Source organism: Streptomyces sp. NPDC037290 (assembly GCF_055603245.1).
The window spans coordinates 94,483-107,745 of record NZ_JBVJVZ010000015.1 but is presented as its reverse complement, the minus strand read 5'-3'; the positions used below and the strand labels follow the sequence as shown (position 1 = coordinate 107,745).

Below are 13,263 nucleotides of genomic sequence, written 5' to 3'. Positions count from 1 at the left end.
TCGGGGGCTTGGGGCTCGGGGGCTTGGGGCTCGAGGGGCTGTGGCTCGGAGGCTTGCGGCTCGGGGAGCTGTGGCCCGGTGGGCTGTGGTTCCACAGCCCACCATGCAACACCCCCGTGCGGCACGGCGCCAGGCACCTCAGCCCTCGGCGATCTCCCGCACCTCACAGGTCACGGTCCAGAAGTCCTCGTGGACCTGCAGGAACCGCTTGGTCCACTCCAGGGCCTCGGCCTTGTCCTTGCACTGCATGAGGGCGTAGCCGCCGATGGCCTCCTTGGTCTCGGTGAACGGCCCGTCGGTGACGGAGATCTTCCCGTTCTCCCAGCGCACCCGGGTGCCCTGCGCGGACGGGGTGAGCCCGGCGGTGTCGAGCATGACGCCGGCCTTCGTGATCTCCTCGATCAGCTCGCCCATCCGCTGCATCAGCTCGGGGCTCGGGCCCTCGGCGGGGGCGGAGGACTCGTCGATGCGCACCAGGGACAGGTAGCGGGGCATGGTGGCTCCTTCGGTCGGTGCGGCGGGGTCCGTCCCCGCCACTCACCCATGTGTCGAACGGCAGCCCCCCGGATCGACACCCGCACCGGAAATTCTTTTTGCTTCTCACCGCAGCGACGCCCACAGCTCGCTCGCCGCCGGCTCCTTCGCGATCACCCGGTTGGGGTCGGAGGGTGCCGTGACGACCGGCATCATCACCGTCTTCACATGGCCGGCGGTCAGGCCCTTCAGGCTCTGGCCGAGCCGCATCAGCTCGCTCAGGGAGTCCAGGCCGGTGTCGGTGGTGAGGCCGGCGGTGACCGCGTCGGCGGCCCGGTACAGCCTGGCCGGGTCGGTGAGCAGGTCCGTGGTGGCCATCTGCTCCAACAGCGCCTTCACCAGCTGCTGCTGCAGCCCTATGCGGCCGAGGTCGCTGCCGTCGCCTATGCCGTGCCGGGTGCGGGCGAGCGCGAGGGCCTGCTTGCCGTTCAGATGGTGGGCGCCGGCCCCGAGGTGCAGATGGCTCATGTCGTCGTCGATGTCCTGGGCGGTCGTGACGTCGACCCCGCCGAGCGCGTCCACCAGCTTCGCGAAGCCGGCGAAGTCCATCTCGATGTAGTGGTCCATGCGGACGTTCGTGATCGACTCGACCGTCTTGACGGCGCAGACCGGGCCGCCCACCTCGTACGCCGTGTTGAACATCGCGCCGTGGGCCACCGCCGTCGAACCGCCGGAGCCGAGCGGGCAGGACGGGCGGGTGACGAGGGTGTCGCGCGGGATGCTGACGACGGTGGCCCGGGTTCGGCCGGGGTCGATGTGCACGACCATCGCCGTGTCGGAGCGGGCGCCGGAGCTGTCGCCGCCGCCGAGTTCCCTGTTGGCCTTGCCGCTGCGCGAGTCGGAGCCCAGGACCAGGATGTTCAGCGAGCCGGTCGGCAGCGGCGGGGCGGAGGCCGAGGCGGCCGGGGACGGGGCGAGCACCGCCCGGGCGGGCCGGTCGTCGCCGAGCGCGCTGTTGATGTCGACGCTTGTGATGTTGTGGTTCAGATGCCGGTACGCCCAGCCCACCCCCGCCGCGCCCAGCACCAGGGCGCCCGCCAGGGTGAGGCCGGCGGCCTTCAGCGCTCCCGGCCGCCGGCCCGTCCGTCTGCCCGCGTCGCCTTGCTCCTCGCGTCGTTCCACGTGTCGCGTCACGGGCAGGAACGTAAGTCCGAATTATTAGCGGACTGTTAGCGGAAGCAGCAGGAATCGCTTTTCTTGCGAAATTCTCATCCCGCCACCCGTCTCGGCGGTCGTCACCGCACTCGCCGGACCGCCGCAGGCGCATCCGTGCTCTGCCGCACCACCAGGCTGGTCGCCAGCTCCACCCGCGTCGCCGCCCGCTCCTCCTGCTCGCGCCCCAGCTCCAGCACCAGCCGGGCCGCCGCCTCGGCCATCTCGGTCAGCGGCTGCCGTACGGTCGTCAGCGGCGGGCCGACCCAGCGGGCCACCGGCAGATCGTCGAAGCCGACCACGCTGAGGTCCTCCGGGATGCGCAGACCGAGTTCGCGCGCGGCCTCGTACAGTCCGAGCGCCTGCAGGTCGTTGCCCGCGAAGACGGCCGTCGGCCGGTCGGGGCGGCTGAGCAGTTCAAGGCCCAGGCGGTGGCCGGAGTCATGGTGGAAGTCGCCCGCCACGATCAGCGAGGGGTCGACGGGCAGGCCGGCGGTCTCCAATGCGGCGCGGTAGCCGTCGACGCGGGCCCGGCTGCACATCATCCGGGAGGGGCCGCTGATCGCGCCGATCCGGGTGTGGCCGAGTTCGACCAGATGGCGGGTGGCGGCGAGGCCGCCCTGCCAGTTGGTGGCGCCGATGGAGGGCACGTCCGGGCCAGGGTCGCCGGCCGGGTCCATCACCACGAAGGGGATGGAGCGGCTGGTCAGCAGGGCCCGCTGGGACTCGTCGAGACCGGACAGCACCAGGACGACGCCGTGCGGGCGGCGCGCGGCCACCTGGTCGGCCCAGGTACGGCCCGGGGTGAGCCGGCCGGCCGACTCCGACAGCACGACGCTGAGACCGGCGTCCCTGGCCACGTTCTCCACGCCCCGGATGACCTCCAGCGCCCAGGCGCTCTCCAGCTCGTGGAAGACCAGGTCGATCAGCGGCGAGCGGGAGGTCTCGGCGCGCCGGCGCCGGTAGCCGTGGGTACGCAGCAGTTCCTCGACCCTGGTGCGGGTGGCGGGGGCGACATCGGCGCGGCCGTTGAGGACCTTCGAAACAGTCGGAGCCGACACCCCGGCCTCACGGGCGATTTCGGCGAGGGTCGCCGTCTGCGGTTCTGCGGGCTTCACGGGCTTCATGCCCACGATCGTATCCACGCGGGGTCTCTTGACGAAGCCCTTCACGGGTCGTAGGTTCCCGGAACATTCGGTGTTCGTTTCGAAACATTCGACACAGTCCTGAGATCCGTGAGCGAGAGCCAGAGTGACGGGAGTTCCATGACCACCGCTCCTTGGCGCGACCCCGCCCTGTCCGCCGACGTCCGCGTGGCCGACCTGGTCTCCCGGATGACACTTCAGGAGAAGGCGGCCCAGCTGTACGGCGTGTGGGTGGGCGCCGCCACGGACGGCGACGGAGTCGCCCCCCTGCAGCGCGAGATGACCGCCGACCACGACTGGGACGAGCTGATCACCCTCGGCCTCGGCCAGTTGACGCGCTCCTTCGGCACCGCCCCCGTGGAACCCGCGCTCGCCGCCCGGGCCCTGGCCCGCGCCCAGCGCCGGATCGCAGCGGCGGGCCGCTTCGGCATCCCGGCCGTGGCCCACGAGGAGTGCCTGGCCGGTTTCACCGCCTGGCGGGCCACGGCGTACCCGGTGCCGCTGGCCTGGGGGGCCTCCTTCGACCCCGATCTGGTGCGGGAGATGGCCCACCGGATCGGCCACGACCTGCGGGCGGCCGGCGTCCACCAGGGCCTTGCCCCCGTCCTGGACGTGGTCCGCGACCCGCGCTGGGGCCGGGTCGAGGAGACGATCGGCGAGGACCCGTACCTGGTCGGCACCATCGGCACGGCCTATGTGCGCGGCCTGGAGTCGGCCGGGGTGATCGCCACGCTCAAGCACTTCGCGGGGTACGCGTCCTCGGCCGGCGCCCGGAACCTGGCCCCCGTGCGGGCGGGTGTCAGGGAGTTCGCGGACGTTACGCTGCCGCCGTTCGAGATGGCGCTGCGCGAGGGCGGGGCCCGCTCGGTGATGGCGGCCTACACCGAGACCGACGGCGTGCCCGCCTCGGCCGACCCGCGTCTGCTGACCGAACTGCTGCGCGAGGAGTGGGGTTTCACCGGCACGGTGGTCGCCGACTACTTCGCCATCGGGTTCCTGAAGAGCCTGCACCGGGTCGCGGCGGACGAGGCGGAGGCGGCGCGGCTGGCGCTGGCCGCGGGCATCGACGTCGAGCTGCCGACCCTGAAGTGCTACGGCACACCGCTCGTCACGGCCGTGCACGAGGGCCGCATCCCGGAGTCCCTGGTGGACCGGGCGGTCCGGCGTGTCCTGCTGCAGAAGTGCGCACTGGGCCTGCTGGACGCGGACTGGCGGCCGGAGCCGGCGGGCCCGGTCGAGCTGGACTCGGCGGAGAACCGTGCCGTGGCCCGGCGCCTGGCGGAGGAGTCGGTGGTGCTGCTGGACAACCCCGACGGTGTGCTGCCCCTGGCCCCCGGCGCCCGGATCGCGGTCGTGGGCCCGCGCGCGGCGGACGAACTCGCCATGCTCGGCTGCTACTCCTTCCCCTCCCACGTCCTCACCCACCACCCCGACGTCCCGCTGGGCATCGAGATCCCCACCCTGCTGGACTCCCTGCGCGCCGAGCTCCCGGACGCCAAGGTCACGTTCGCCGAGGGCTGCGGGGTCGACGATCCGGACACGGCCGGCTTCGCGGACGCGGTGGCCCGCTCGGCGGAGGCGGACGTGTGCGTGGCGGTGCTCGGCGACCGGGCGGGCCTGTTCGGCCGGGGCACCTCCGGCGAGGGCTGCGACGTGGCCGACCTCCATCTGCCGGGCGTACAGGCCGAGTTGCTGGACGCACTGGTGGCGACGGGGGTGCCGGTGGTCCTGGTGCTGCTGACCGGCCGGCCGTACGCGCTGGGCCGCTGGCACGGCCGGCTCGGCGCGGTCGTGCAGGCCTTCTTCCCCGGCGAGGAGGGCGGCCCGGCGGTGGCCGGAGTGCTGTCCGGCCGGGTCAACCCCTCCGGCCGGCTCCCGGTGAGCGTGCCCCGGCTGCCCGGCGGCCAGCCGTGGACCTATCTCCAGCCCCCGCTGGGCCTGGCCGGGGAGGTGAGCAGCCTGGACCCCACCCCGCTGTACCCGTTCGGCCACGGCCGCTCGTACACGACGTTCGCCTGGGAGGACGTGCACGCCCCCGGGACCGAGATCCCCACGGACGGTGCGTACGACCTCTCCCTGACCGTCCGCAACACCGGCGACCGGGCCGGCGCGGAGGTCGTCCAGCTGTATCTGCACGACCCCGTGGCGTCGGTGACCCGCCCGGACGTCCGGCTCATCGGCTACCGGCGCGTGGAGCTGGCCCCGGGCGCGTCCGGCCGGCTCACCTTCCGCTTCCACGCCGACCTGTCCTCCTTCACGGACCGCACGGGGACCCGGGTGGTGGAGCCGGGCGCGCTGGAGCTGCGGCTCGGGGCGTCGAGCACGGACGTACGGCACCGGGTGCGGCTGCGGCTGACGGGGCCGGTCCGGGTGGTGGGCGCCGAGCGGCGGCTGCGGTGCGAGGTGGAGGTGTCCGGGGGAACTGATTGAACCCAAGGGGCCGTGTGGAACGTATGGGACCACGGCGGGAGCACAGCGACCTCGCTTCCGCAAGACCCCTGACACGGGCGTTCAGGAAGGCTTCAGGTTGCCCCTGGCAGGGTCGTCGATCATCTGACACCCCCTCACAGGAGCACTCTTGCCGACGCCTTCGACGACGAAATCCGTGATGAAGAAGCTGCCCGAGGTCACCCTCGCGTTCTGGGTCATGAAGATCGCTGCGACGACCCTGGGCGAGACCGCGGGCGACCTGTTCGCCCAGACCCTCAAGCTGGGCTACTTCCTCACCACCCTCGCCCTGTTCCTGGTCTTCGTGGTGACGCTGGTGGTCCAGCTGCGCTCGTCCCGCTACAACCCGTTCTTCTACTGGACCGTGATCCTTTCGACCTCCATGGCCGGCACCACCATGTCCGACTTCATGAACCGGGACGCCAGCGCGAAGTACCTCTCGAACGGCGCGACGAAACTGGGCTGGGGCCCGCAGGGCCTGGGCCTCGGCTACCCGGAGGGCGCCGCGATCCTGGTCTCGATCCTGCTGCTGATCTTCCTCGGCTGGAAGCTGAGCGGGATGACGTTCCAGATCACCGAGATCGTGACCTTCAGGGGTGAGGCCCTGTTCTGGTCGGCGATCCTGGTCTCCAACACCCTCGGCACCTCGATGGGCGACTTCCTCTCCGACAGCTCGGGCCTCGGCTATCTGGGCGGCGCGTCCCTGGTGACCGGCGTACTGCTGGTCCTGGTCGCCCTGATGAAGGTCCCGGCCGTGCCGAACGTGCTGCTCTTCTGGGTCGCGTTCGTGCTGACCCGCCCGCTGGGCGCCACGGCCGGCGACTTCCTGACCAAGCCGGTCGCCAAGGGCGGCCTCGACCTCGGTACGGCCGGTTCCTCGGCGGTCCTGCTCGCCGTGCTGTTCGGCCTGATGGGGTACGCGCTCCTCAAGGAGCGGCGGGCGGCGACGGCACCGGAGTTCACCGGTCCGGAGGGGGAGGCGGTCCGCCCGCAGGAGGAGGCCGGACGCCCGTGAGACGCGAAACCCCGCCCCGGTGAACCGGGGCGGGGTTTGTGTGGAGCGCCGGGCAGGCCTTGCACCTGCATCTCCCCGCAGGAAGCGGGACGTCTTTCCTTGGACCACCAACGCACTGCGTCCGGGACGGTTCCCCGTTTCCGGGTTCCGGCCGTTCGCTGTGTGATGATCATAGCGGATGTTCGGGCCCCTCCGTCAAATCACCTGCTCGAACCGCCAGCGGTGCACCGCCCGGGTCACCAACTCCCCGTCCGGCTCGGGCAGTTCGGGCAGCTCGGCGTCGTAGGGCGCGTCCCACCAGGTGATGACCAGCACCCGGTCCTGCGGCGCCCGGAAGGTCTCGCACCTGAGCGGCTCTTCCGTCAGGCGCTGTGCGCGCACCCAGGCGAGAAGTTCCGCTCCCCGCCCTTCGGCCGCCCGGGCCTCCCACATCAGCGCGACGGTCACGAGTACAGGTTCTCCTTGCTGACCTCGTGCACATGGTCGTGGTTGCCCGGGACGTGCGGGTCCGTGACCGGCAGGGAGGAGTCGGCCGACAGGTCCCAGCCGGAGGCGCTCCGGTTCCGGGCGACCATCTCGGCGCCGAGCGCCGCCACCATCGCGCCGTTGTCCGTGCACAGCTTGGGGCGCGGCACGCGCAGCCGGATGCCGGCCGCCTCGCAGCGCTCCTGGGCGAGGGCGCGCAGCCGGGAGTTGGCCGCGACACCGCCGCCGATCATCAGGTGGTCGACGCCCTCGTCCTTGCAGGCGCGGACGGCCTTGCGGGTCAGGACGTCGACGACGGCCTCCTGGAAGGACGCGGCCACGTCACGGACCGGGACCTCCTCGCCGGCCGCGCGCCTGGCCTCGATCCAGCGGGCCACGGCGGTCTTCAGACCGGAGAAGGAGAAGTCGTACGCCGGGTCGCGGGGGCCGGTCAGGCCGCGCGGGAAGGCGATCGCCTCCGGGTCGCCCTCGCGCGCGTACCGGTCGATGACGGGGCCGCCGGGGAAGCCCAGGTTCAGCACGCGGGCGATCTTGTCGAAGGCCTCGCCGGCCGCGTCGTCGATGGTCGAGCCCATGGGCCGTACGTCGGAGGTGATGTCCTCGGACAGCAGCAGCGAGGAGTGGCCGCCGGAGACCAGCAGGGCCATCGTCGGCTCGGGCAGCGGGCCGTGCTCCAGCTGGTCGACGCAGATGTGCGAGGCGAGGTGGTTGACGCCGTACAGGGGCTTGCCGAGGGCGTAGGCGTACGCCTTGGCCGCCGAGACGCCGACGAGCAGGGCGCCCGCGAGACCGGGACCGGCGGTCACCGCGATGCCGTCGAGGTCCCTGGCGCTGACCCCCGCCTCCTTCAGCGCGCGGTCGATGGTCGGGACCATCGCCTCCAGGTGCGCCCGGGACGCCACCTCCGGTACGACGCCGCCGAAGCGGGCGTGCTCGTCGACGCTGGAGGCGACGGCGTCCGCCAGCAGGGTGGTGCCGCGGACGATGCCGACGCCGGTCTCGTCGCAGGAGGTCTCGATGCCGAGGACGAGGGGTTCGTCAGCCATTGATCTCGGTTCCTTGTACTGAAGCGGAAGGGTCGGTCAGACGCATGACCAGGGCGTCCACGTTGCCCGGCTGGTAGTAGCCGCGCCGGAAGCCGATGGGTTCGAAGCCGAAGCGCTCGTAGAGCTTCTGGGCGCGGACGTTGTCGACCCGGCACTCCAGCAGCACCTCGTGGCACTCGAACGCGGTCGCCGCGCCGAGGAGGTCGGCCAGCAGCAGTCCGCCGAGGCCCGTGCCCTGGAAGTCGCGGGCGACGGCGATGGTCTGCACATCGGCCTGGTCGCCGGAGGCGGCGAGGCCGGCGTACCCGGCGATCCGGCCGGTCCCGTCCTCGGCCACGACGTACCGCCGGGTCGCCTCGGCGCCCCGGGAGTGGGCCAGCTCGGACCAGAACATGCCCCGGGACCAGGTGTCCTCGGGGAACAGGTCCCTCTCCAGCTCCAGGACCGGGTCGATGTCCCACCAGCGCATCTCGCGCAGTCGTACGGTCACTTCGGTGTGACCACCTTGTAGTTCTTGGGGACCTGGGCGTCCGGACGGCGCAGGTACAGCGGCCGGGGGGCCGGGAGTTCCTCGCCCGCGGCCAGCCTCTCGGCGGCGAGCCAGGCGAGGGCGGCGGCGGAGACGTGCTCGGGCTCGTGGGCGCTCGGGAACGTGCCGGGGTAGAGCAGCGCTCCCGCCCCGACCGCCGGGAGGCCCGCGACCTGCTCGGCGATGTCGGCCGGCCGGTCCACGGCCGGGTCGGTCAGCCGGGTCCGGGAGTCGGCGTACTTCGCCCAGTAGACCTCCTTGCGCCGGGCGTCGGTCGCCACGACGAAGGGGCCCTTCTCGATGTCGGCGGCGTAGGCGAGGCCGTCCAGCGTGCACACGCCGTGCACCGGGACGCCGAGCGCGAGGCCGAAGGTGTCGGCGGTCATCAGGCCGACGCGCAGACCGGTGTAGGGGCCGGGCCCGATGCCGACGACGACGCCCGTGACGGCGTCCAGCTTGAGCCCGGCCTCGGCGAGGACACGGTCGACGGCCGGCAGCAGCAGCTCACCGTGCCGGCGCGCGTCCACCTGACTTGACGAGGCGATGACGTCCGTGCCGTCGTGCAGCGCGACGGTGACGGCGGGAGTGGCGGTATCCAGAGCGAGCAAGAGCACGCAAACAGCCTACGGCGCCCACGGCTCACGCATGGCCGTCCTGGTCGGACGGTCACCGACTGCTACGGTTCGTACGAAGTACGACATATGGCGCGAGACAGAGGTGGGCGCACGTGGCAGGGACCAGCTCGGGGATCGTGGCCGGCCTCACCGCGGCGGCCCTCGCAGCCGTCGGCTTCCTCGCCTACCAGGCCCACGCGACCGCGCCGGCGCACCTGGGCGTGCGGCCCGCGGCGGGCGCGCCGCCGCTGACGGCCGCCGGCAAGTCGCCCCGCGACCGCCGCAACCCGACCGCCCTGCCGCGCGGCTCCGGCACGGGTGAACGGGTCGTGTACTCGCTGGACGACGACCGGGTCTGGCTGGTCGGCGCGACGAACAGGGTGGAGCGCAGCTTCGGGGTGAACCCGGGCAGTATCGATCCGCCGGTCGGCACGTACTGGGTCACCTCCCGCTCGAGCGCGGTCACCGGCTCCGACGGCATCCCCGTCGAGCACGTGGTGCGTTTCACCAGCGTGGACGGCCTGGCGATCGGGTTCAGCGCGGCGGTGAGCAACGCTCCGCGGACGGCGGCCGAGCCGAGTGCGCGGACGGGCGGGATCCGGGAGAGCCGGGCGGACGGCGCGGCGATGTGGGCCTTCGCCACCATTGGGGTCCGCGTCGTGGTGATCCGCTAACCGGAGCACCGGGACACGCCGTCAGGCACCCGCGCGGCCGTGAGCAGCGCTCCGCGGCCGATCCGAGTGCGGGCGGGCGGGATCCGGGAGATCCGGACGGCCTTCGCCACCATTGGGGTCCGCGTCGTGGTGATCCGCTAACCGGAGCACCGGGACACGCCGTCAGGCACCCGCGCGGCCGTGAGCAGCGCTCCGCGGCCGAGCCGAGTGCGGGCGGGCGGGATCCGGGAGATCCGGACGGCCTTCGCCACCATCGGGGTGCGCGTCGTTGATCCGCTAGGCGGACCGCCGGGACACGGCGGCGGGGGCCGTGGGTTCCGTACGGTCCCGCGACTCTTCGGGGCGGTCCTCGGGGGCCTCGGGTGGCATGGAGACCGCCCTCGCCGCGGTGCACGCCGCCAACAGGTCGCGCATGGTCACCCCTGCGACCTCGGCGGGACGGGACTCGGGCATGGGCGCCTCCTGATGTGCGGGGGCGAGGGTAGTTAGGCAGGCCTAACTACGGGCTGGACACCATGTGACCACGCCCGGGACGTCCTGCGCAACATGTTGCCGACGGCCTGTCGGAATCCTGGGTGCCGGTCAGGCGGTGAGCGCCGCCAGGCCGGCCTCGGCCCAGCGCTCCCCCAGCCCGGTGACCGTCACGTGCCGCACCTCGTCGCTGGTGTCACCCACGGCCCGGTGGATGACGACCTGCAGGCGGTCCTCGGTCAGCTCCTCGACCTTGCCCTCGCCCCACTCCACGACGATCACCGAGTCGGTCAGCGAGACGTCGAGGTCCAGGTCCTCCATCTCGTCCAGACCGCCGCCGAGCCGGTAGGCGTCGACGTGCACGAGGGGCGGGCCGTCGCCGAGGGACGGGTGCACCCGGGCGATCACGAAGGTCGGTGAGGTGACCGCGCCGCGCACGCCGAGGCCCTCTCCGAGCCCGCGGGTCAGCGTGGTCTTGCCCGCGCCCAGCTCGCCGCTGAGCATCACCAGGTCACCCGCGCGCAGCAGCTTGGCCAGTCGGCGGCCCAGCTCCCGCATCTGCTCGGGCGCGGTGATCGTCAGCCGGGTCTCAGCGGGGTTGTGCGGTGCTGCTGGTGCTTCCATAGCCAGTAACGGTAGCCCCTGCGGGCACCGCACCCGCACGGGTGAGCAGGTCGGCGAGCCGGTCGGTGACCACTTCCGGGTGCTCCAGCATCACCAGGTGCCCGGCGTCCGGGACGAGGACCAGCTCGGCTTCGGGCAGCAGGTCGGCGATGGCCTCGCTGTGCTCGCTGGGCGTGACCAGGTCCTGCACGCCGGCCAGCACGAGCACCGGCATGTCCTGGAAGCGGGCGAGTGCCTCGGTCTTGTCGTGGTCGGTGAAGGCCGGGTAGAACTCGGCGACCACGTCGATCGGCGTGGACTCGATCATCCGCTCCGCGAAGCGCTCGACGGCCGGGTCGACGTCCCGCCCGGCGAACGAGTACCGCTTGATGATCCCGGCGAACAGGTCGGCCGTGGCCCGGCGCCCCTTCTCCACCAGCTCCGCCTGCTGCCCGAGCGCCTTCAGCACGCCGGGGAGGATGCGGCGCACGGCGTTGACGCCGGCGAGGGGCAGCCCGAAGTTGACCTCGCCGAGCCGCCCGGACGAGGTGCCGACGAAGGCCGTGGCGACGACCCGGTCCTGGATCAGCTCGGGGTACTGGTCGGCGAGGGCCATCACGGTCATGCCGCCCATCGAGTGGCCGACCAGCACGATCGGCCCCTCGGGTACGGCCGCGTCGAGCACGGCCTTCAGATCGCGGCCGAGCTGGTCGATGGTGACCGGCACCCGGTCCCGGGTCTGGGCCACGCCCCGCCCGGACCGGCCGTGGCTGCGCTGGTCCCAGTGCACGGTCCGCACGACCCCGCGCAGCGCCGCCCGCTGGAAGTGCCAGGAGTCCTGGCTGAGGCAGTAGCCGTGGCAGAAGACCACGGTCACGGGCGCGGGAGCCTTGCGGCCGAAGAGACGGCGCCGGCGCGGGGAGACGTTCGGGCCCGTATCGGGCTCGGCCTCGTCGACCTCGTAGTACAGCTCGGTGCCGTCGTCGGCCTGGGCCTTGCCGGGGGTGCCGCGCAGGGTGCCGTAGGGGCCCGCGGAGTCCAGCGCCAGCCGCGCCTTCCTGCGCATGCCGCGTCCCACGGTCATCCGCTCGATGGCCACGCCGGCCGCCGCGCCCGCGGCGAGCACGCCTATCGCGGCGCCGGCGATGCCGGTCGCCCTGCGCCAGCTGCCGGCCGCCCCCGCGGCGGAGGCGGCGGCCGCCGAGGCGACGACGTCCGCCACGGCCTCCGCACTGCTCTCGCTCACGTACCGCTCCTCTTCGCCGTACTGCAGTTCGCCCGGGTGGGTGAAACGGATGAAACCTGTGGTGCTGGTGTGGTGCTGGACGCTGTTGTTGCCTAGGTGACCGTGCCGCTTCCGGACGGGTTACCCGAGTTCTTCCCCGTTCACATAGACGCGAGGAACCCGGGATCCGATGCGTGTGACGATTTCGTACGCGATCGTGCCGCAGGCCTGCGCCCAGTCCTCGGCCGTGGGCTCCCCGCGGTCGCCGGGCCCGAACAGCACCGCTTCCGCGCCCACCGGGGGCTCGTCGCCGCCGAGGTCCACCACGAACTGGTCCATGGCGACCCGCCCGGCGACCGTCCGCCACTTGCCGTCGACCAGCACCGGGCCGGTGCCGGAGGCGTGCCGCGGGACGCCGTCGCCGTAGCCGATCGGGACGAGGCCGAGGGTGGTGTCGCCGGGGGTGACGTAGTGATGGCCGTAGCTGACCCCGTGCCCGCCGGGGACGTGCTTGACCAGCGCCAGCGAGGCGCTGAGCGTCATCACCGGGCGCAGCCCGAAGTCGGCCGGGGTGCCGATCTCGGGGCTGGGCGAGATGCCGTACATGGCGATACCGGGACGGACCAGGTCGAAGTGGGTCTCGGGCAGGGTGAGCGTGGCGGGTGAGTTGGCGATGTGCCGCACCTCGGGCCGCACACCCTGCTCCTCGGCGTACGCCAGCATCTCCCGGAAGCGGTCCAGTTGGGCGGCGATGGACGGATGCCCGGGCTCGTCGGCGCAGGCGAAGTGCGACCACAGCCCGGTGACCTTCACCAGCCCCTCGGCCTCGGCGCGCAGGGCCTCGCCGACCAGCTCGGCCCAGTCCTGGCCGGGCTGGCAGCCGTTGCGGCCCAGCCCGGTGTCGGCCTTGAGCTGCACACGCGCGGTGCGCCCGGCCTCGCGGGCGGCCGCGACGACCTCCCGCAGGGCCCACATCCCGCTCAGGGACACGTCGATGCCGGCCTCGACCGCCTGCCGCCAGGGGCCGCCCGGCACCCACAGCCAGCACAGGATCCGGCCCGGCAGCCCCGCCGCGCGCAGCGCGAGGGCCTCCTCGGGCGTGGCCGTGCCGAGCCAGGTGGCGCCCGCCGCGAGGGCCGCGCGGGCACACGGCAGCGCCCCGTGGCCGTAGCCGTCGGACTTGACGACGGCCATCAGGGCCGCGCCCTTCGCCCGGGCACGCAGGGCATGCACATTGGCCCGCAGGGCGCCCAGATCGATCTCGGCGCGGGCGCGCAGGGGGGCGGTCGGCACAGTCGCAGTCTCACTCATCGCGCCCCCA

Annotated in this window: 14 protein-coding genes; 3 read left to right on the top strand and 11 right to left on the bottom strand. The window is 72.8% G+C overall.

From position 1 onward, the window contains the following. Window positions 1–138 precede the first annotated feature (138 nt). The 3 genes from ACZ7HQ_RS35045 to ACZ7HQ_RS35035 all read right to left on the bottom strand — a co-directional run bounded on the left by ACZ7HQ_RS35045 (window position 139) and on the right by ACZ7HQ_RS35035 (window position 2,813). Window positions 139–495 carry a YciI family protein gene (locus ACZ7HQ_RS35045; RefSeq protein ID WP_470998885.1) on the bottom strand — a complete coding sequence of 119 codons (357 nt, stop codon included), beginning with the start codon at window positions 493–495 and terminating at the stop codon, window positions 139–141. Window positions 496–600: 105 nt separating this feature from the next. Next, complete coding sequence (locus ACZ7HQ_RS35040) at window positions 601–1,656, bottom strand: LCP family protein (protein WP_470998949.1); 1,056 nt, start codon at window positions 1,654–1,656, stop codon at window positions 601–603. A 113-nt stretch (window positions 1,657–1,769) separates the two neighbouring features. Continuing rightward, complete coding sequence (locus ACZ7HQ_RS35035) at window positions 1,770–2,813, bottom strand: LacI family DNA-binding transcriptional regulator (protein ID WP_470998883.1); 1,044 nt, start codon at window positions 2,811–2,813, stop codon at window positions 1,770–1,772. A 138-nt stretch (window positions 2,814–2,951) separates the two neighbouring features. Here ACZ7HQ_RS35035 and ACZ7HQ_RS35030 point away from each other — a divergent pair, with 138 nt between their 5' ends. Both ACZ7HQ_RS35030 and ACZ7HQ_RS35025 read left to right on the top strand, forming a co-directional pair. After that, window positions 2,952–5,261, top strand: coding sequence for a beta-xylosidase/alpha-l-arabinosidase (locus tag ACZ7HQ_RS35030; RefSeq protein WP_470998881.1), 2,310 nt, complete (start codon window positions 2,952–2,954; stop codon window positions 5,259–5,261). Between the two features lie 148 nt (window positions 5,262–5,409). Beyond that, window positions 5,410–6,294 (top strand): COG4705 family protein, encoded by an 885-nt coding sequence (locus ACZ7HQ_RS35025; protein WP_470998879.1) that lies wholly within the window; start codon window positions 5,410–5,412, stop codon window positions 6,292–6,294. Between the two features lie 195 nt (window positions 6,295–6,489). On the opposite strand, the gene ACZ7HQ_RS35020 is transcribed toward ACZ7HQ_RS35025, so the two are convergent. Genes ACZ7HQ_RS35020 through tsaB form a run of 4 tightly spaced genes read right to left on the bottom strand, consistent with a single transcriptional unit; the run spans window position 6,490 to window position 8,969 of the window. Then, window positions 6,490–6,741 (bottom strand): hypothetical protein, encoded by a 252-nt coding sequence (locus tag ACZ7HQ_RS35020; RefSeq protein ID WP_470998877.1) that lies wholly within the window; start codon window positions 6,739–6,741, stop codon window positions 6,490–6,492. Continuing rightward, window positions 6,738–7,826: a tRNA (adenosine(37)-N6)-threonylcarbamoyltransferase complex transferase subunit TsaD gene (gene tsaD / locus ACZ7HQ_RS35015; RefSeq protein ID WP_470998875.1), complete on the bottom strand. Its 1,089-nt coding sequence runs from the start codon at window positions 7,824–7,826 to the stop codon at window positions 6,738–6,740. The genes ACZ7HQ_RS35020 and tsaD overlap by 4 nt, the downstream gene beginning before the upstream one ends. Continuing rightward, window positions 7,819–8,295, bottom strand: coding sequence for a ribosomal protein S18-alanine N-acetyltransferase (gene rimI, locus ACZ7HQ_RS35010; RefSeq protein ID WP_470998947.1), 477 nt, complete (start codon window positions 8,293–8,295; stop codon window positions 7,819–7,821). The genes tsaD and rimI overlap by 8 nt, the downstream gene beginning before the upstream one ends. A gap of 17 nt (window positions 8,296–8,312) precedes the next feature. Beyond that, window positions 8,313–8,969 (bottom strand): tRNA (adenosine(37)-N6)-threonylcarbamoyltransferase complex dimerization subunit type 1 TsaB, encoded by a 657-nt coding sequence (gene tsaB / locus ACZ7HQ_RS35005; RefSeq protein WP_470998873.1) that lies wholly within the window; start codon window positions 8,967–8,969, stop codon window positions 8,313–8,315. Window positions 8,970–9,082: 113 nt separating this feature from the next. Here tsaB and ACZ7HQ_RS35000 point away from each other — a divergent pair, with 113 nt between their 5' ends. Then, complete coding sequence (locus ACZ7HQ_RS35000) at window positions 9,083–9,643, top strand: hypothetical protein (protein ID WP_470998871.1); 561 nt, start codon at window positions 9,083–9,085, stop codon at window positions 9,641–9,643. A 276-nt stretch (window positions 9,644–9,919) separates the two neighbouring features. Here the strand turns inward: ACZ7HQ_RS35000 and ACZ7HQ_RS34995 are convergent, their stop codons facing one another. The 4 genes from ACZ7HQ_RS34995 to alr form a co-directional block, all read right to left on the bottom strand. Further along, on the bottom strand, window positions 9,920–10,096 hold the full coding sequence (locus ACZ7HQ_RS34995) for a hypothetical protein (RefSeq protein WP_470998869.1): 177 nt from the start codon (window positions 10,094–10,096) through the stop codon (window positions 9,920–9,922). A gap of 129 nt (window positions 10,097–10,225) precedes the next feature. After that, window positions 10,226–10,738 carry a tRNA (adenosine(37)-N6)-threonylcarbamoyltransferase complex ATPase subunit type 1 TsaE gene (gene tsaE, locus ACZ7HQ_RS34990; RefSeq protein ID WP_470998867.1) on the bottom strand — a complete coding sequence of 171 codons (513 nt, stop codon included), beginning with the start codon at window positions 10,736–10,738 and terminating at the stop codon, window positions 10,226–10,228. After that, the gene (locus ACZ7HQ_RS34985; protein ID WP_470998865.1) at window positions 10,704–11,963 is read right to left on the bottom strand and encodes an alpha/beta fold hydrolase; all 1,260 of its coding nucleotides are present in this window, start codon (window positions 11,961–11,963) and stop codon (window positions 10,704–10,706) included. The genes tsaE and ACZ7HQ_RS34985 overlap by 35 nt, the downstream gene beginning before the upstream one ends. 120 nt (window positions 11,964–12,083) lie before the next feature. Then, the gene (alr, locus tag ACZ7HQ_RS34980; protein ID WP_470998863.1) at window positions 12,084–13,253 is read right to left on the bottom strand and encodes an alanine racemase; all 1,170 of its coding nucleotides are present in this window, start codon (window positions 13,251–13,253) and stop codon (window positions 12,084–12,086) included. Between the last annotated feature and the right edge of the window lie 10 nt (window positions 13,254–13,263).